The organism is Mesorhizobium sp. W016 (assembly GCF_054719485.1).
On sequence record NZ_JBTTIF010000002.1, the window covers coordinates 3,145,176 to 3,161,049 of the forward strand.

General features: G+C 63.3%; 17 protein-coding genes. 9 read left to right on the top strand and 8 right to left on the bottom strand.

The features are described 5' to 3' along the window. Positions 1-166: 166 nt before the first annotated feature. Together parC and ACYG9V_RS15665 are read left to right on the top strand one after the other, a co-directional pair. Positions 167-2,419, top strand: coding sequence for a DNA topoisomerase IV subunit A (gene parC / locus ACYG9V_RS15660; RefSeq protein ID WP_023673024.1), 2,253 nt, complete (start codon positions 167-169; stop codon positions 2,417-2,419). Between the two features lie 280 nt (positions 2,420-2,699). Next, positions 2,700-3,914, top strand: coding sequence for an AI-2E family transporter (locus ACYG9V_RS15665; RefSeq protein WP_023682419.1), 1,215 nt, complete (start codon positions 2,700-2,702; stop codon positions 3,912-3,914). Here the strand turns inward: ACYG9V_RS15665 and ACYG9V_RS15670 are convergent. The 3 genes from ACYG9V_RS15670 to ACYG9V_RS15680 form a co-directional block, all read right to left on the bottom strand. Continuing rightward, positions 3,902-4,798, bottom strand: a complete 897-nt coding sequence (locus tag ACYG9V_RS15670) for a DMT family transporter (protein WP_023689526.1) — start codon at positions 4,796-4,798, stop codon at positions 3,902-3,904. The two genes, ACYG9V_RS15665 and ACYG9V_RS15670, sit on opposite strands and share 13 nt — an antisense overlap. 121 nt (positions 4,799-4,919) lie before the next feature. Next, positions 4,920-5,684: an arginyltransferase gene (locus ACYG9V_RS15675; RefSeq protein ID WP_023682417.1), complete on the bottom strand. Its 765-nt coding sequence runs from the start codon at positions 5,682-5,684 to the stop codon at positions 4,920-4,922. 139 nt (positions 5,685-5,823) lie between these two features. Further along, positions 5,824-6,294: an RDD family protein gene (locus ACYG9V_RS15680; RefSeq protein WP_023673020.1), complete on the bottom strand. Its 471-nt coding sequence runs from the start codon at positions 6,292-6,294 to the stop codon at positions 5,824-5,826. 190 nt (positions 6,295-6,484) lie between these two features. Here ACYG9V_RS15680 and sthA point away from each other — a divergent pair, with 190 nt between their 5' ends. Next, complete coding sequence (gene sthA / locus ACYG9V_RS15685) at positions 6,485-7,873, top strand: Si-specific NAD(P)(+) transhydrogenase (protein WP_352764288.1); 1,389 nt, start codon at positions 6,485-6,487, stop codon at positions 7,871-7,873. 57 nt (positions 7,874-7,930) lie between these two features. Here the strand turns inward: sthA and ACYG9V_RS15690 are convergent, their stop codons facing one another. Continuing rightward, entirely contained in the window at positions 7,931-8,602 is a 672-nt protein-coding gene (locus ACYG9V_RS15690; protein WP_245263482.1) for an alpha/beta hydrolase, read from the bottom strand. Positions 8,603-8,819: 217 nt separating this feature from the next. Between ACYG9V_RS15690 and ACYG9V_RS15695 the strand changes: the two genes are divergently transcribed. After that, the gene (locus tag ACYG9V_RS15695; protein ID WP_352764287.1) at positions 8,820-10,013 is read left to right on the top strand and encodes an OpgC family protein; all 1,194 of its coding nucleotides are present in this window, start codon (positions 8,820-8,822) and stop codon (positions 10,011-10,013) included. On the opposite strand, the gene ACYG9V_RS15700 is transcribed toward ACYG9V_RS15695, so the two are convergent. Beyond that, positions 10,002-11,111 carry a LacI family DNA-binding transcriptional regulator gene (locus ACYG9V_RS15700; protein ID WP_023743624.1) on the bottom strand — a complete coding sequence of 370 codons (1,110 nt, stop codon included), beginning with the start codon at positions 11,109-11,111 and terminating at the stop codon, positions 10,002-10,004. The genes ACYG9V_RS15695 and ACYG9V_RS15700 overlap by 12 nt on opposite strands. A gap of 146 nt (positions 11,112-11,257) precedes the next feature. On the opposite strand from ACYG9V_RS15700, the gene ACYG9V_RS15705 reads away from it, so the two are divergent. Then, positions 11,258-11,401 carry a hypothetical protein gene (locus ACYG9V_RS15705; protein WP_023673015.1) on the top strand — a complete coding sequence of 48 codons (144 nt, stop codon included), beginning with the start codon at positions 11,258-11,260 and terminating at the stop codon, positions 11,399-11,401. 61 nt (positions 11,402-11,462) lie between these two features. After that, complete coding sequence (locus ACYG9V_RS15710) at positions 11,463-11,606, top strand: hypothetical protein (RefSeq protein ID WP_023697463.1); 144 nt, start codon at positions 11,463-11,465, stop codon at positions 11,604-11,606. A gap of 36 nt (positions 11,607-11,642) precedes the next feature. On the opposite strand, the gene ACYG9V_RS15715 is transcribed toward ACYG9V_RS15710, so the two are convergent. Together ACYG9V_RS15715 and ACYG9V_RS15720 are read right to left on the bottom strand one after the other, a co-directional pair. Continuing rightward, positions 11,643-12,017 (bottom strand): DUF423 domain-containing protein, encoded by a 375-nt coding sequence (locus ACYG9V_RS15715; protein WP_023697462.1) that lies wholly within the window; start codon positions 12,015-12,017, stop codon positions 11,643-11,645. A gap of 43 nt (positions 12,018-12,060) precedes the next feature. Next, complete coding sequence (locus ACYG9V_RS15720) at positions 12,061-13,326, bottom strand: multidrug efflux MFS transporter (protein ID WP_352515207.1); 1,266 nt, start codon at positions 13,324-13,326, stop codon at positions 12,061-12,063. 149 nt (positions 13,327-13,475) lie between these two features. On the opposite strand from ACYG9V_RS15720, the gene ACYG9V_RS15725 reads away from it, so the two are divergent. Then, positions 13,476-14,141, top strand: coding sequence for a GntR family transcriptional regulator (locus ACYG9V_RS15725; RefSeq protein ID WP_352515208.1), 666 nt, complete (start codon positions 13,476-13,478; stop codon positions 14,139-14,141). A gap of 82 nt (positions 14,142-14,223) precedes the next feature. Beyond that, on the top strand, positions 14,224-14,484 hold the full coding sequence (locus tag ACYG9V_RS15730; protein ID WP_023682408.1) for a DUF982 domain-containing protein: 261 nt from the start codon (positions 14,224-14,226) through the stop codon (positions 14,482-14,484). Between the two features lie 72 nt (positions 14,485-14,556). Here the strand turns inward: ACYG9V_RS15730 and ACYG9V_RS15735 are convergent, their stop codons facing one another. Next, a complete protein-coding gene (locus tag ACYG9V_RS15735; protein WP_023673009.1) occupies positions 14,557-14,715 on the bottom strand; it encodes a hypothetical protein in 159 nt (52 codons plus the stop codon). A 178-nt stretch (positions 14,716-14,893) separates the two neighbouring features. Between ACYG9V_RS15735 and ACYG9V_RS15740 the strand changes: the two genes are divergently transcribed. After that, the gene (locus tag ACYG9V_RS15740) at positions 14,894-15,865 is read left to right on the top strand and encodes a glycosyl transferase family 90 (RefSeq protein ID WP_023697459.1); all 972 of its coding nucleotides are present in this window, start codon (positions 14,894-14,896) and stop codon (positions 15,863-15,865) included. The last annotated feature ends 9 nt before the right edge of the window (positions 15,866-15,874 follow it).

Sequence of the window (15,874 nt, forward strand, 5' to 3'; positions counted from 1 at the left end):
ACAGCACTGCTACCGCTGCTGTTGCACAGGGACGGCAAGGGGGAACATGAAGTCCGTCACATCCATTGTCGGACCTTGAGCCGCCCTCGTAAGCCCAAAGGCTGCAAAGTGCGGATTTCCGCAGCCCCGCCTTGCCGCGAATCACCCGCTCGGCTAGTCCAGCCGCATGGGAAAAAGGATTTTGCCGCCTGAAAATGGCGGTGGTGACCACATCGAACCGGTCGATCTGAAGAAGGCGCTGGAAGAGCGCTATCTCGCCTATGCGCTGTCGACCATCATGCACCGGGCGCTGCCTGACGTGCGCGACGGGCTGAAGCCTGTGCATCGCCGCATCATGCATGCGATGCGGCTGCTCAGGCTCAACCCCGACCAGGGCTTTGCCAAATGCGCCCGCATCGTCGGCGACGTGATGGGCAAGTTCCATCCGCATGGCGACCAGTCGATCTACGACGCGCTGGTGCGCCTGGCGCAGGATTTCTCCATGCGCTATCCCCTCGTCGACGGGCAGGGCAATTTCGGCAATATCGACGGCGATAACGCCGCCGCCATGCGCTATACCGAGGCGCGCATGACCGAGGTGGCGAGCGATTTGCTTGCCGGCATCACCGAGGACGCCGTCGATTTCCGGCCAACCTACAACGAGGAGGACGAGGAGCCCGTAGTGCTTCCCGGCGCCTTCCCGAATCTGCTCGCCAACGGTTCCTCCGGCATTGCGGTCGGCATGGCTACCTCCATCCCGCCGCACAATGCCGCCGAGCTTTGCGACGCAGCGCTGCAGTTGATCGAGCAGCCGGACGCGCCGGTGACAAAGCTGATGGAGTTCGTCCAGGGGCCGGATTTCCCGACCGGCGGCATCATCGTCGACAGCCGCGCATCCATCCTGGAGGCCTATGAGACCGGCCGCGGCGGTTTTCGCGTGCGCGCCAAATGGGGCCAGGAGGATCAGGGCAGGGGCACCTGGAGCATCGTCGTCACTGAAATCCCCTACGGCATCCAGAAGGCCAGGCTGATCGAGAAGATCGCCGAGCTTTTGATCGCGCGCAAATTGCCGCTGCTTGAGGATGTCAGGGATGAAAGCGCCGAGGACGTCCGCATTGTGCTCGTACCGAAGAGCCGTTCGGTCGATCCCGGCATTCTGATGGAATCGCTGTTCAAGCTGACCGAGCTCGAAAGCCGGTTTCCCCTCAACATGAACGTTTTGTCGCGGGGCAAGGTGCCTAACGTCCTGTCGCTGAAGGGCGTGCTGAAGGAGTGGCTCGACCATCGGCGCGATGTGCTGATCCGCCGCTCGAAGCATCGGCTTGGCGAGATCGAGAAGCGGCTGGAAATCCTTGCCGGCTACCTGATCGCCTATCTCAACATCGACGAGGTCATCAGGATCATCCGCGAGGAGGATGAGCCCAAGCAGGTGATGATGGCCCGTTGGTCGCTCACCGACACCCAGGCCGAAGCCATCCTCAACATGCGGCTGCGGGCCCTGCGCAAGCTGGAAGAGTTCGAGATCCGCAAGGAGTTCGACGGTCTCACCACCGAAAAGAAGCAGATCGAGGCATTGCTGGCATCCGACGCCAAGCAATGGTCGACGATCAAATGGGAAGTCACGCAGGTTCGCGACAAGTTCGGCCCCGAGACCGAACTCGGCAAGCGCCGTACCCAGTTCGCCGACGCGCCGGAGCATGACCTGACCGACATTGCGCACGCCATGATCGAGCGCGAGCCGGTCACCGTGGTGGTCTCGGAAAAAGGCTGGCTGCGAGCGATGAAAGGCCATCTGGCCGACCATTCCACGCTCACCTTCAAGGAAGGCGACAGCCTCAAGCTCGCCTTCCATGCCCAGACCACCGACAAGATCCTGGTCTTCACCACCGGCGGCAAATTCTACACCATCGGCGCTGACCGGCTGCCAGGCGGCCGCGGCCATGGTGAACCGATCCGCATCATCGTCGACATGGACAACGACCAGGACATCGTCACCGCTTTCGTCCACGACCCGAAGCGCAAGCTGCTGCTCGTCTCCTACGATGCCAATGGTTTCGTCGTGCCGGAGGAGGAGGTCGTCGCCAACACCCGAAAGGGCAAGCAGGTGATGAACGTCAAGGCGCCCGACGAGGCCAAGGCCTGCGTCCCGGTGTCAGGCGATCATCTCGCCATTGTCGGCGAGAACCGCAAGATGCTGGTGTTTGCGCTCTCCGAAATTCCGGAGATGGGCCGCGGCAAGGGCGTTCGCCTGCAGAAATACAAGGATGGCGGTCTGCTCGACCTGAAACCCTTCACGCTGGCGAGCGGCCTGTCGTGGCAGGATTCCGCAGACCGCACCTTCGTCAGGTCGCGCGAGGAGCTGGCGGAATGGATCGGCGCGAGAGCGTCGGCCGGTCGCATGGTGCCGAAGGGATTCCCGCGGACCGGGAAATTTGGTTGAAGCTGCTGATCTCCCCCCAAGTGGGGGAGATGGCCGGCAGGCCAGAGGGGGGCGCTGTCCCGCCAGCGCATCAAATGGTCATGGCTCGCCACTCGGTCGCAACTCTTGGGTCTTCAATGTCGGGTGCCAGGCTGGCGATCCTTCGCGACCCCCTCTGGCCTGCCGGACATCTCCCCCACAAGGGGGGAGATTGGCAGCTTCACCAACCATTTGGACTATCGTCACGATTGCGGCACTATAACAGTGCATAAACGCTGTTAGGCCGGGGAGAATTGACCGTTTGAAGGAAGCGAAGATCCAGAAGCCTGAGCGTCAGCAGCGCCTGTTCGGCCTGTCGACTCCGTTGCGATCAGCTGTCATTCCTCCGCTGTCGGCGGCGCGCTGGCTGTTGGTGCTGATCGTCGCCGCCGGCGTTTATTTCTTCCACGGGTTCCTGTTTCCCGTGCTGGCAGCCCTCGTCATTGCTTTTGCCAGCTGGCCGCTCTACCGCCGGCTGCTTGCCGGTGTCGGCGGTAACCGCACCGTCGCCGCGACGCTCGCCATCCTGTTCATCCTCGCCTTCCTGGTGGTGCCGATAGCGCTCGCCGGCACCTACGCCATCAACGAGGTCCGCGAATGGGTCGGCTGGGCGATCGAGACCAACAGGCACGGCGCGGTCACACCGCACTGGATCACCTCGCTGCCTGTCGTCGGCGAGTGGCTGAACGAACAGTGGATCGACAATTTCGGCCATCCCGGCGGCATCGGCGAGCTGATCCAGCTGGTCAGCGGCGCTAATATCGGCAGCATCTATCGCGGCGTGCTGGCTGCCGGCGGCAGCGCCTTCGGCCTGTTGCTGACGCTGCTGTTCATGATGATCGCGCTGTTCTTCGCCTACCGCGACGGCGAACACTTTGCCAGCCAGATCGACCGGCTCGGCGAACGCATCCTGCCGACGCGCTGGGAGCGGATTTCGCGCGTCGTGCCGGCGACCATTTCCTCGACCGTTACCGGCATGACCGTGATCGCCATCGGCGAGGGGCTGGTGCTCGGCATCGCCTACTGGCTGGCCGGGGTGCCGTCGCCGGTGACGCTGGGCGCATTGACCGGCGTGATGGCGCTGATCCCCGGTGGCGCGCCGCTGTCGTTTACGCTTGTGTCGATCTACCTCGCCGCCAGCGGCTCGCCGATGGCGGGTCTGGCGCTGTTCATCTGGGGCGCAGTGGAACTGTTCATCGTCGACAAGACCTTGCGCCCGAAGCTGGTCGGCGGGCCGATCAAGCTGCCCTTCCTGCCGACCTTTTTCGGCCTGATCGGCGGCGTAAAGACAATGGGCTTTCTCGGCCTGTTCATCGGCCCGGTGCTGATGGCGCTGCTCGTCGCGATCTGGCGCGAATGGCTGCGCGAGGTGGAACTGGCCGAAGACACCGTTCCCGACGCGGCGGCCGAGCTCGAAGGCGGGCCGCCGCAGATCGAGATTGTCGCCGGCCCGGCGAAGAAAAGTCAGGCTGGGTAAGCGACGGCGAGCGCTGCCCGGCGCTTGCGCCCTTCATGCAACTGCCACAGGGAATGGGCAACCAGCGTGACGATCAGGATCACGCCGCCGATCAAGCTGTTGCGCGACGGCGTCTCGGCAAAGATCATCCATATCCAGACCGGCGCCAAAACCGTTTCCAGGAGATAGAACATCGCCACTTCCGGGCCTGAAATGTATTTCGGCCCGTTGGCTAGGCAGAAGAAGGCGAACGGCATGATGACGGCGCCGTTGAAAACGATCCACCATGGCGCCTCCACCTGAAAACCGGTCCTGGAGACCATGAGCGCCGCCAGCCCGAACGGCAGCAGGACGCCGGTCAGCGCGGTGAATCCCATATCCCTGCCGCTGGCGCGTGAAACGGTGATGGCGCAGGCAATCGCCAAGGCCGAACACAGCGCCATCACATCGCCGAACAGATTTCCCGTGCCGACGGAATCGCCGACGATGATCGCGATGCCGACGATCATCAGCGCCATTGCCGCAAGCGTCAGCGGCTGCGGTCGCTCCTTCAGGAACAGCCACGACAGCAGCGCCGAGAACATGGTGGAGAAGGCCAGGATGAAAACCAGATTGGCGGTCGAGGTGTTGTAGACGGCAGTGATGAAGGCGATTGCGCCGAGCCCGTAGAGGGTGGCGACGACGAGCCCCGACCAGCCGGGTATCAGCTGCGGAGCATTCTTGCTGAACGAGCGCCAGATGGCCCATACGATCAGCCCTGCCACGAAGGTGCAGCCGGTGCGCAGCAAAAGGATCGTCCAGGCTTCGCCATGGGCGAGCCGGATCAGGGGAATGTCGATGGTCAGCGCCAGCCCGCCAAGCGCGGTGAGCAGAAGTCCTTTGGTGTGGGCATTGTGAGAGGACATGCAACGGCTTTCGCAATGATTTGAGCAGATGCCAGTCGGCGCAATCGCCCCGCCAACGGGCGGAAAGACCAGCATCGTCTCGGCTGAAAATGTTTAGATCAGGATCTGGTAAGAAGAAAAATCAGCGCGTGACCGCTTCGTGGTCGTAGCGTTCCCAGCCCTTCGGGCCGAGATGCTCCTGCGGCATGAAGCGCATCTTATAGTTCATCTTGCGCGAGCCGTTGACCCAGTAGCCGAGATAGACGTGGGGCAAGCCCATGGCCCGGGCGCGGGCGATATGGTCGAGGATCATGAAGGTGCCGAGCGAGCGGTCCTCGAACTCGGGATTGAAGTAGGAATAGACCATCGACAGGCCATCGGCCATCTTGTCGGTCAGCGCCACGGCGATCAGCTCGCCCTGGCCCTTGCCGGTGATGAATGTGTCGGGGCCGCGGCGCCGGTATTCGATCACCTTGGTGTCGACATGGGTATCTTCGACCATCATGGCGTAGTCGAGCACCGTCATGTCGGACATGCCGCCGCGGCGATGGCGAGCGTCGAGATAGCCGCGAAACAGCGAATACTGCTCGGTCGACGGCTGCGCGTCGTGCATGGCGCCGATCAGATCGGAATTGCGCTGGATCACCCGCTTCATGTTGCGGCTGGCGGTGAACTCCTGCGCCAGGATACGCACCGAGACGCAGGCGCGGCAGGTCTCGCAGGCGGGACGGTAAGCGATGTTCTGCGAGCGCCGGAAACCGCCTTGCGTCAACAGATCGTTCATCTCCGGCGCCTTGTCGCCGACCAGATGCGTGAACACCTTGCGTTCGAACTGGCCCTCGAGATACGGGCACGGCGATGGCGCGGTCAGGAAGAACTGCGGCGACTGGGTCGGATGGTGCGTCATCGAACCTTGGGAACACTCCTGCGAATCGCTCTACCTTTGGCTTGGCTGGCGAAAAATTCAACAGGATTGTGAAGGCGGGGTTGAACGGACCCCTTCACATTTGCGCACAAATGCCTGTTGGCGTCGGTTGGACGCCGGTTCAACGGTCGCTGCGGCTGACGACCGTGCCAAGCAGCAGGTCGTGCAGTGTGCGCTTGCGATCGGAAAACAGCGTCACCAGGAGGACGAGCGGCGTCAGGATGACCGTGCTCGCCCAGAACAGCACCGAATGGACAACGGCGGTGAGGCCGTCGATACGGCTGCCGTCGAGACGATCGAGCCGAATGCCCATCATCTTCATGCCTGATGTGGCCTGGTTGCGACCGCCCAGCGTGTTCCAGATGTAGAGAATGGCGACCGCCGGCACGAGGATGGAATACAGCGCCCAGCCAAGACCGAATGTCAAAAGGCCAAGCACGGCCACCAGGATCGCGAACGGAATGGTGAGCAGCGCCACGATGCAATAGTCGATTATGAAGGCCAGGATGCGCCGCGTGCGCACACCGTCATAGGCCCTGACGTCGTCGAGCCTGCTGGTGATGATTTCGCCGTCAAGTACGCGCGCGTTCATGTCATGTCCTCGTAACAGGCGCCACGCTAGGGTGCGCCGCCACTGAAATGGTGAAGACCGCGGGCGGAATCAAGATCGGTTCGTCCATCGGTCCGGGTCGGCAGTGTGGCGCGGTTGAGCCGATTGAATTTGGTGGACGGATGGCGTTAGCTTGCTGCGGCGCAACAAGACGCCGAGGGGACGGGGTTACATGGATTACGACATGCTGGTCATCGGCAGCGGCCCTTCCGGGCGCCGCGCCGCGGTGCAATCGGCAAAGCTCGGCAAATCGGTGCTGGTGGTCGACAGGGGCCGGCGCCTCGGCGGCGTCTCGGTGCACACCGGCACCATCCCGTCGAAGACGCTGCGCGAGACGGTGCTGAACCTGTCCGGCTGGCGCGAGCGGGGCTTTTACGGCCGCGGCTACCGGGTCAAGCAGGACATCTCCATCGCCGACCTGGTCGAGCGGCTGCACAAGACGCTCGACCACGAGGTCGAGGTGCTGCAGCACCAGTTTATGCGCAACGCCGTCAAAAGCGTCCGCGCCATGGCGAAATTCGTCGGCCCAAACAAGGTCAGCCTGACGGCAGACAATGGCGACTACTCGGAGGTTGGTTTCACCAATGCGCTGATCGCGGTCGGCACCAGGCCGCACCGGCCGCGCGACGTGCCTTTCGACAAGATCCGCGTCTTCGACAGCGATGAGATGCTGGAACTCGACCATCTGCCGCGCACGCTGACGGTGATCGGCGCCGGCGTCATCGGCGTTGAATATGCGACGATCTTTTCGGCGCTCGACGTACCGGTGACGCTGGTGGAGCCGCGCAACACCATCCTCGATTTCGTCGACCGCGAGATCGTCGACGACTTCATCCACCAGATGCGCGACCGCGGCATGACCATTCGCCTCGGCAGTACGGTCAAGGAAATCGTCTCAAAACCCGACTATGCCGAAGTGACGCTCGCCGATGGCCGCACCATCCGCTCCGAGATCGTGCTTTACGCCGCCGGCCGCAGCGGCAATCTCGGCAGCCTCGGCCTCGACATGGTCGGCATCGAGGCCGATTCCCGGGGCCGCATCAAGGTCGATCCGCAGACCTTCCAGACCAGTGCGCCCAACATCTATGCCACCGGCGACGTCATCGGTTTCCCCAGCCTTGCCTCGACATCGATGGAGCAAGGCAGGGTGGCCGCCTGCCACGCCTTCGGCGTGCAACTGCCACCGCCGCCGGAAACCTTCCCCTATGGCATCTACGCCGTGCCGGAAATCTCCACCGTTGGTCAGTCGGAGGAGCAGGTGCGCGAGAGCGGCGCTGCTTATGAAGTCGGTCTGGCGCGGTTCCGCGAAACCTCGCGCGGCCACATCATGGGCGTCAACTCCGGCTTTCTGAAGCTGCTGTTCTCGGTCGAAACGCGCCGCCTGCTCGGCGCCCACATCGTCGGCGAAGGCGCCACCGAACTGATCCATATCGGCCAGGCGGTGATCAACCTCGGCGGCACGGTTGATTTCTTCGTCAACAACACCTTCAACTATCCGACGCTGGCCGAAGCCTACAAGATCGCCGGGCTCGATGCTTGGAACCGGATGGGACAGGGCTAGGCGACGAGCATCTGCTCAGCTGTTCCGCCGGGCGCCGATGCGGTCTACCAAGGTCTCCTAGCCTGCCTGGCGTGCGGCCAATGCTGGTCCCGCAAGCCACTGCCGGACGATGGCGGCATCCGGGTCGCCGATTTCGTGACCTGAAGGCACGATGCGCGCATCGACCTCGGCGCCATGTTTGTTGAGCAGCGTCACCAGTGGCGGCGCAAACGGCCCGTAGGTCTCATCGGCGGCACCGGCGACAATCAGGACGCGCGTTGCGGTCAGATTGGTTGCCGGCGCATCGTCAAGCACGGGCATTGCTCTCAGCAACGCCGCTTTTCGGACGAGGCCGGAGTTGAGCAGCATCAGGCTGGAAACCAGATTGGCGCCGTTGGAATAGCCGAGGAAAGTCGCCCGGGCGAGGTCGAGCCCGTGGCGCTTTGCGGCCTCGCTTGCGAAGGCGGCAAAGTACGATGTTTCGGCACGGATGCTCGCCTGTTCGAAACTGGTCGGCGTGATCCGCTCGAACCAGCGGAAGCCGTCTTCTTGGCGGATGCGGCCACGCACCGCGACCAGCGTGGCGTTAGGGGCGATCTGCCTCGCAATCGGGACCATCGTCGTTTCGTCGACACCCGATCCGTGCAGTAAAAACAGGCTCTCGCCGCCGGCATTCTCCGGCTTGAGGAGGCGGTAGGGAAAGGCCAGATCCTGGTGCAGAAAGGCGTTCTCGTCGCTATATCGATGCACGCTCATATCTCGTTGTTTTCACGGAGACATTGGTCCTTTGCCAGCTTCAAAACGGAATATTTTCACGCTCCGCCAAATGTGATTGCAACAGGCTCATTTCAGACCGTTTCTGCGCCGATATGCTCCCTGCGGGAGGAATCGAAGCGGTGTGCGCCGATGGTCGCATCCCGGCATGAACAACGCGAGCACCCTTGCTCTCCTTTGAGGCCTTTTGTCGATGACCCTGCCAGTTCCGCCCGATCGCGCCCCGCGTATCGCCGATCGCGACACGCGCATTGACGTGTTCCGTGCGCTCGCACTCCTGACCATCTATATCGACCACGTGCCGGGCACCGTCTTCGAAACGCTGACCTACAAGAATTTCGGATTCTCGGACGCGGCGGAAGCCTTCGTGCTGATTTCCGGCATGTCGGTCGCACTCGCCTATGGCAACAAGTTCCAGCCGGGCGGCCGGCTGCTGGCGATGTTGAAGATGTGGCGCCGGGCCGGCGTGCTTTACAGTGCCCACATCGTCACCACCATGGTTGTGATGGCGTTGTTCTGCGCCGCGGCGGTGTACGGCCGGCGGCCGGAACTGCTCAAGCTGATCAACATCGAGCCGCTGATGAAGAACACGCCGGAGGTCATGATCGGCATTGTCACGCTCGGCCACCAGCTTGGCTACAACAACATTTTGCCGGTCTATGCGGCGCTGCTGTTGATGGCGCCGCTTTTCCTGCTCTTCGTCAGCTACCGGCCGCTCCCGGCGCTGGTCTTTTCCGGCGCGCTGTGGCTTGCCGCCGGCCTCTGGCAGATCGCGCCGCCGAACTATCCCGAGCCCGGCTTCTGGTTCCTCAACCCGCTGTCCTGGCAATTCCTGTTCAACATCGGCCTTGCCGGCATGCTGCATGTCAGGCGCGGCGGCACAATTCCCGTCAATCGTTGGCTGGTGGGCGCCGCGGCGACCTATGTCGCGGCAGCGGCGGTCTGGGTGCACAGCCCGCTCTGGGGCGAGATAACGTGGTTTAACCTGCCCGTGGTGATCGGCGGCTTCGACAAGACGTTCCTGTCGCTGCCGCGGCTCCTGCACATATTGGCGGTGAGCTATCTGATCGTCGCCCTGCCGGCTTTCTCGAACCTGTTCCGTCTCAGCCCGGACCATCCGCTTGCCCTGCTCGGCAAGCGCTCCTTGCCGGTGTTCCTCGCCGGCACGCTGATCGCCATGGCGGCGCAGGTGATGAAGCTGATCAATCCGGGCGGCTTTGCCTATGACGTCTTGCTGATTTCGGCCGGCATCGCCATGCAATTCGCGCTCGCCTTCTATCTTGAGTGGCTGTCCGGCATCGGCTTGGGCAAAAAGCCGGTTCGCAAAGAAGCGCCAGCCGTTCACCAGACCTTCGGCATGCCCGCGATGCCAAGGCTAAGCCGATGATCCCACATCAGCCGCCTGGCTAGCAGGCGAGGGGCCGGACGACCCCCGCACCACGAGATCGACCGGCAGCAATTGCCGGTGCTGCGAGCCGTCATTTTCGAGGATCGCCTTGACGGCCAGGCGTCCCATCTCGGCGATCGGCTGGGCGACGGTGGTTAGTGGCGGCTCGGAGTCGGCGCCTTCCGGCACGCCGTCGAAGCCGACGATGGACACATCGCCCGGCACGGCAATGTTACGCTCGCGCAGCCAGTCGAGCGCATGCAGCGCAATCTTGTCCGACATGGCCAGGATTGCCGTCGGCGTCTGCGGCAGCGCGAAAATATGATCGAGGCCGGCCCGCACGCTCGCCTCGTCATTGAGGGTTTCGTAGATTGGCACTTGCGAGACGTCGATGCCGAAGCGGGAGAGCTCGCCGAAATAGCCACGCAGACGGTCGCGTGTGCCCGAGTAGAGGGATGTCGTCTCGACTTGCTCCTGCGTGACGGGACCAAAGCCAGCGTCGGCAGATTCCAGGGCGAGTACGGCAAAGCTGCGATGGCCGAACTCGGCCAGATGGCGCGCCGCCAGACCCGCGCCGGCGACGTTGTCGACGCCGATCGCAGCGACCGCCTCATTTTCCGAATCGAGATCAAGCGCCACGAAAGGCAGTTTGCGTTCGCGCGCCAGTTCGACCAGCCGCGACCCACCCTCGATGCAGAACACGATGAAGCCGTCGACCAGGGCGCTCTGGATGTTCCAGGCGAGCTGCTCGCTGTTGGCGGCCGAGACCAGCGAAATTCCGGCGCCGGTGGCGTCGCAGGCCTGCGAAATGCTGGCCATCATGACGCGGGCAAAGGGATCGTCGAAGAAATAGGACAATGGTTCCGCCGTTGCCACGCCGATGGCGTTGACCTTGCCGGCGCGCAGCAGCCGGCCCTTGGGATCCGGGCCGGCATAGCCCATCGCTTCCGCCGCCGCCTTGACCCGCTCGCGGACCTCTTCGCGCACGATTTCCGGGCGAGCGAACACGTTGGACGCGGTACCGTGCGAGACCCCGGCCGCCTTGGCGATGTCGGCAAGCCGCACTGGTCTCGTCTTGCCGGAGGTCAATGCCGTCATTTTCGTCTCCTGAACCGGAGCCTGTTTAGCACTTTCGTTGGATCGGTTCAAATTTTCCCTTGATCGGACGGCGGAGAGGGTCTATATTTGAATCGATCCAAGGGATTCATCAAGTACAACTTGGATCGATTCAAGAGGACGGTGCCATGCATCCCGTGAATTATCTGTTCGAAGACATCTACGGCAATGATTGGGGCATAGTCTCCGACGCCGCCACCCGCAGGCGCCGCGACAAGGTCGGGCCGTGGAGGCGTGACCTGCAATACCTTGTGAAACGCAAGCGCAGCTGATCGGCCAGACATTTTCGTGCCAGCTGATTGGATCGATTCAAGTTCTTGAAGAGGAACGACCATGCATCCCGTGAAACATCTGTTCGAAGACATTTATCGCAATTACTGGGGTATCTCGCCTGCCACGGAGCAGCCGCAACGGCGGCGGCCGACCAAGCCTGCCAAGCGCAACCGCGACCTGCTGCCGGAAAGCCGGCAGGATTAAATCTGCGATATTTGATGGGGCAGGGTTCTTGCCCCGTCAGGTCCGTTGTCGCACGAGCGCCGAGGCCGCGATCACCAGCCAGCCCGCGATGAGCAAGGTGCCGCCGATCGGCGCCGACATCGGGAACAGCCGCGATCCCACGAAATCCCGTGCCAGCAGATCGCCGCAGAACAGAACAAGCCCGACGAGCAGCACCAGGCTGCCGATCCGCAAGATCCGGCTTGCGCCGGCGAGGCCGACGGCCAAAAACACCGGCGCATGCATGATCAGGAAGGATGCCGCAGTGCCGACGAAGGCGCCGCCGAGATGCGCTGATGCCGCCGACAGCGCCACGCCCGCCGCGCCGGCGAGGCCGCCGGCGAAAACGAGGATGCGCGCGCTGTTTGCTGGTGCTGACTCGGCTATGCTCATGTCTCGGGCTCCGTGATTGACGATAGGCGGCGCAACCTGTCTGTCAGGATTTTTCCGATATCGCCAGCATGTCGCGCGTGCGGCGCGCCTGTGCCAGCCAATTATACACGGCACCGCCCGCCATCAGCACCGACGTGCCGAGAAACACCGCGCGCATGCCGAAATGGCCGCCGACGAAGCCGCCCAGCAGCGGCCCCGCGACCTGGCCGACATATTGCGCCGAGATTGCCAGGCCGAGCACATTGCCGCCGACGCCGTCGGGAACATTGTGGCGGATGACGCTGGTGATGCAGGGCAACAGCCCGCCCAGCACCAGACCCATAAGGAACCGCAGCCCGACCAACTGCCAGCTCTCGGTGACGAAGGCCTGCGGTATCAACAGCAGCGCCGAGACGGCCAGCGATGCGACGATGACGTTCCAGTGGCCGATGCGGTCGGCGAGTTTGCCCAGCCGTGACGCCGACAGGATGGCGCCCAGCGCCGCCGCCGACATGACGACACCTGAGACCAGGGTCACCCGGCTTGCGTCCGCGACCAGTTGCTGGACGTAAACGGTGATGATCGGCTCGATCGACATGTTGGCGAAGGTGAACAGCATGCCGGTCGCCAGCATGGCCACGACAGGGCGTTTGTCGGGGATCTGCGCCCAACTTCCCTTTGGTTTCTCCTCGCGTTTTGCCTGCATTGGCGGGCGAGGCATCTCCTTTATCAGGAACGTCGTCGCCAGCGCCGCCAGGAAAATGACGCCGCCCGCGATGAGGAAGGTGGCGCGAATACCGATCAATGGCGGCAGCGCGCCGCCAAGCAACGGGCCGACCAGGGAGCCTGCGGTGATGCCGGCCGACAGCACGCCGAGCGCCCAGCCGGAGCGCTTCTTCGGCGTCTGCATGGCGACAAGGATCGTCGAGCCTGAGGAATAACCGCCGGCAAAGCCGATCAGCAGGCGCAAAAGCACCAATTGCCAGACGGTCTGCACCATGCCGGTCAGCGACATGCAGATCGCCATGCCGAAACTGGCGCGCACCAGCATCACCTTGCGGCCGTAGCGGTCGCCGAGCCGCCCCCACAGCGGTGCGACAAGGGCCGCGGCAAGGAAGGTGGCGCCGAAGGCGATGCCGGACCATTGCACGATCGCCGCGTGGCCCACGGCGCCCAGCTGTTCGACATAGAGCGGCAGGAACGGCAGCAACAGCGTCATCGCCACAAGCGTGCTGAACGATCCGGCAAAGCACACGAGCAGGTTGCGCCGCCAATGAATGTTGTAGGTGGAAGGCGCTTCGGCGGCCTGCGCTGCACTGTCCTGCGGCATGTCCTGTCCTGTCCGCTTGCTGCGGATACCATTTTGGGATACCAACTTGGTACCTCATGGACGCAAAGCCCGGCTGCTGTCAATCAGGCGCTCTCAATGTGAGCGGCAAGACCAACGGGCAAGGCCGATCGCCAGCAATGGAAGCAACTATGTCGCAGATGCAGATCGTCGAAAAAGCGCTTCGCGAGATGATCCTTGGCCTCGAGATCGGTCCTGGCGAGCGGCTGACGGAGCGCTGGATCGAGAGCCGCTTCGGCGCCTCGCGCACGCCGGTCAGGGCAGCCCTGCTGCGGCTGGAGACGGAAGGGCTGATCTGCCGCGACGGGCGCGGCTGGACCGTGTCGCCCATCAACCTTGCCGAACTGGAACAGATCGCGGTGTACCGCGAAGCGGTCGAGGTCGCGGCGGTCAGGCTGACTTCGGCGCTGGCCGACAGGAGCGCAGCCGATGTCATCGAGGCGATGCTGGACTCCTGCGACACTGCCACGCCGCGCGAGGAATGGCACCGCGTCGGCATGGAGTTCCATATCGAACTGGCGCGGCTCTCCGGCAACGAGTTCCTGTTTCGGGCCGTGCGCGATGCCATGACGCGGCTGTCGCGGGCGCGCTGGCTGGAGGTGCGCGACGAGGCAGCGCTCGGCCGCGCCTGGAGCGAGCATCACGCCATTCTGGCAGCGGTGCGGGCCGGCGATGCCGATGCGGCGGCGGCGCGACTTTCCGCCCATATCGCCGGCAGCCGCGCCCGCCTGGTGACGTCGCTGCACAATGACCGGCGCGGCCTGCGCGCCAGGGGTTTTGCCGTCGTCGCCGCTTGATACCGGTCACGAAAACGAAAGAACGCCGTCGCGATCCGCTTTCGGCCTCGCTTCGCGGACGCCGATGGCGTAAGAGGCGGCCATGGAAAACAACCGATTTGAAACACCCGTGACCGTTAAGTCGGGCACGGAGGGAAGCACTCAGCTCTTACGTACGGTGCGCGAGGCTTCCGATTACCTGCTCAACAGCTGGCCCGGCAAGCGCAGCCCCAAGCACCGCGAAGCGCTGCAGGCCTGCCATGACGCGCTGGCCGGCGACAAGCCGGCGATGATTGCAAGACGCGCCTTCATCGCCGCCGCGCGCGAGGTCAACGTCTTCGTCAGCGACAAGGCCCCGGCCTGATCACATCGGCCTGATCAGACCGGCATTTTGCCAGGATCCGGCCCGTTTCGCGGGCCGGTGATCCTGTCTTGCCTATTTTTCTGTCTCGGTGTCGGTTTTGGAACTTGCCTCGTTCTCAGGCTCGGCGCGCTCCTTGGCCGCGACCTTGGCGGCGAGCTTCTCCGCCTTCTTGGCGGCCTTCTGCCGGTCGCGCTCTTTGCGTTCCTGACCGTAATTCGGTGGTCGAGCCATATCGTTTCCTTTCGCTGTGCCTGATCCTGCCTAGAAGCATTGGCCGGCAAACACAACAGCGCCGCGAGGGCAGATGCCAGCGGTTCTGGACTTGCGTGATGGCGAACACAATGGTTTAGAAAAGGCTGCGGGACAGTTGCTGGAGCCGCCGCCGACCGATTTCGAATCAAAACGACCGATGGCCACGCTTCAAAGAAACGCACAGAAGCTGATCTACTATGCGCGCAACGCCATGCGCGACATCGCGCCGCCGGTTCTTTTCCGGCGCCGGCTCGGCCGGCTGCTCGATCAGGCCAGGCTTTCCGACGCATCGGTCCGCCAGCGGCTCAATTACTACAACACGCTGCGGGAGCCTTTTAGCCCCAGCCCCGAGGCCGTGCCGGTCAGCCGGCTGCCGTCGGACCGCAGCATGTACTATTACGATCTGAAGGAGTTCACCCGTTATTTCGACCCAGATCTGCGCATCGACCTGGAATTCGGCGACGTCATCGAAGTGCCGAAGATGCCGTCGATCGTCAAGGACCGGCCGATAGCGGGCGACAACGGCAACGGCGTCCTGTTCAAGCTGAACAAGTTCCGTCATTTCTACATGCCGGCCGACGATGTCGCCTTCGCCGACAAGCATCCGCTCGTCGTTTGGCGCGGCGAACTCAACAATCCGATCCGCACCTTGTTGCTGGATGCAGCCCGCAATCTGCCGTTCTGCGATGTCGGCACGCCGAGGGCGACAGCACCTGCGGAATACCGCAAGCCCTATCTCAGCATCGATCAGCAGCGCCGCTACCGCTATATCATCTCGCTCGAAGGCAATGATGTCGCGACCAATCTGAAATGGATCATGAGCTCGAACTCGCTCTGCCTGATGCCGCCGCCGACCTATGAGACCTGGTTCGCGGAAGGGCAGCTCGAGCCCGATGTCCATTATGTGCCGCTGGCGCCCGACTTCAGCGATCTGGCCGAGCGCGTGCACCATCTCGAGAAACATCCGGCCGAGGCCCAGCGCATCGTTGCGGCGGCCAACGCCTATTGCCGCAAATTCGCCGACGAGCGGGCCGAGCAGGCGATCTGCCTGCTCGTGCTCTACAAATATTTCGTGCTCAGCGGCCAGATCGAGCCCGATCCGCAGGTCTGGCGGTTTATCGCGGGCTAGCGGCTTCCG

Excerpts from the sequence above, each read along its gene's own strand:
- parC (WP_023673024.1), top strand. The coding sequence starts at position 167 with ATGGGAAAAAGGATTTTGCCGCCTGAAAATGGCGGTGGTGACCACATC.
- ACYG9V_RS15670 (WP_023689526.1), bottom strand. The coding sequence starts at position 4,798 with ATGTCCTCTCACAATGCCCACACCAAAGGACTTCTGCTCACCGCGCTT.
- ACYG9V_RS15675 (WP_023682417.1), bottom strand. The coding sequence starts at position 5,684 with ATGACGCACCATCCGACCCAGTCGCCGCAGTTCTTCCTGACCGCGCCA.
- ACYG9V_RS15680 (WP_023673020.1), bottom strand. The coding sequence starts at position 6,294 with ATGAACGCGCGCGTACTTGACGGCGAAATCATCACCAGCAGGCTCGAC.
- sthA (WP_352764288.1), top strand. The coding sequence starts at position 6,485 with ATGGATTACGACATGCTGGTCATCGGCAGCGGCCCTTCCGGGCGCCGC.
- ACYG9V_RS15695 (WP_352764287.1), top strand. The coding sequence starts at position 8,820 with ATGACCCTGCCAGTTCCGCCCGATCGCGCCCCGCGTATCGCCGATCGC.
- ACYG9V_RS15700 (WP_023743624.1), bottom strand. The coding sequence starts at position 11,111 with ATGACGGCATTGACCTCCGGCAAGACGAGACCAGTGCGGCTTGCCGAC.
- ACYG9V_RS15705 (WP_023673015.1), top strand. The coding sequence starts at position 11,258 with ATGCATCCCGTGAATTATCTGTTCGAAGACATCTACGGCAATGATTGG.
- ACYG9V_RS15710 (WP_023697463.1), top strand. The coding sequence starts at position 11,463 with ATGCATCCCGTGAAACATCTGTTCGAAGACATTTATCGCAATTACTGG.
- ACYG9V_RS15715 (WP_023697462.1), bottom strand. The coding sequence starts at position 12,017 with ATGAGCATAGCCGAGTCAGCACCAGCAAACAGCGCGCGCATCCTCGTT.
- ACYG9V_RS15720 (WP_352515207.1), bottom strand. The coding sequence starts at position 13,326 with ATGCCGCAGGACAGTGCAGCGCAGGCCGCCGAAGCGCCTTCCACCTAC.
- ACYG9V_RS15725 (WP_352515208.1), top strand. The coding sequence starts at position 13,476 with ATGTCGCAGATGCAGATCGTCGAAAAAGCGCTTCGCGAGATGATCCTT.
- ACYG9V_RS15730 (WP_023682408.1), top strand. The coding sequence starts at position 14,224 with ATGGAAAACAACCGATTTGAAACACCCGTGACCGTTAAGTCGGGCACG.
- ACYG9V_RS15735 (WP_023673009.1), bottom strand. The coding sequence starts at position 14,715 with ATGGCTCGACCACCGAATTACGGTCAGGAACGCAAAGAGCGCGACCGG.
- ACYG9V_RS15740 (WP_023697459.1), top strand. The coding sequence starts at position 14,894 with ATGGCCACGCTTCAAAGAAACGCACAGAAGCTGATCTACTATGCGCGC.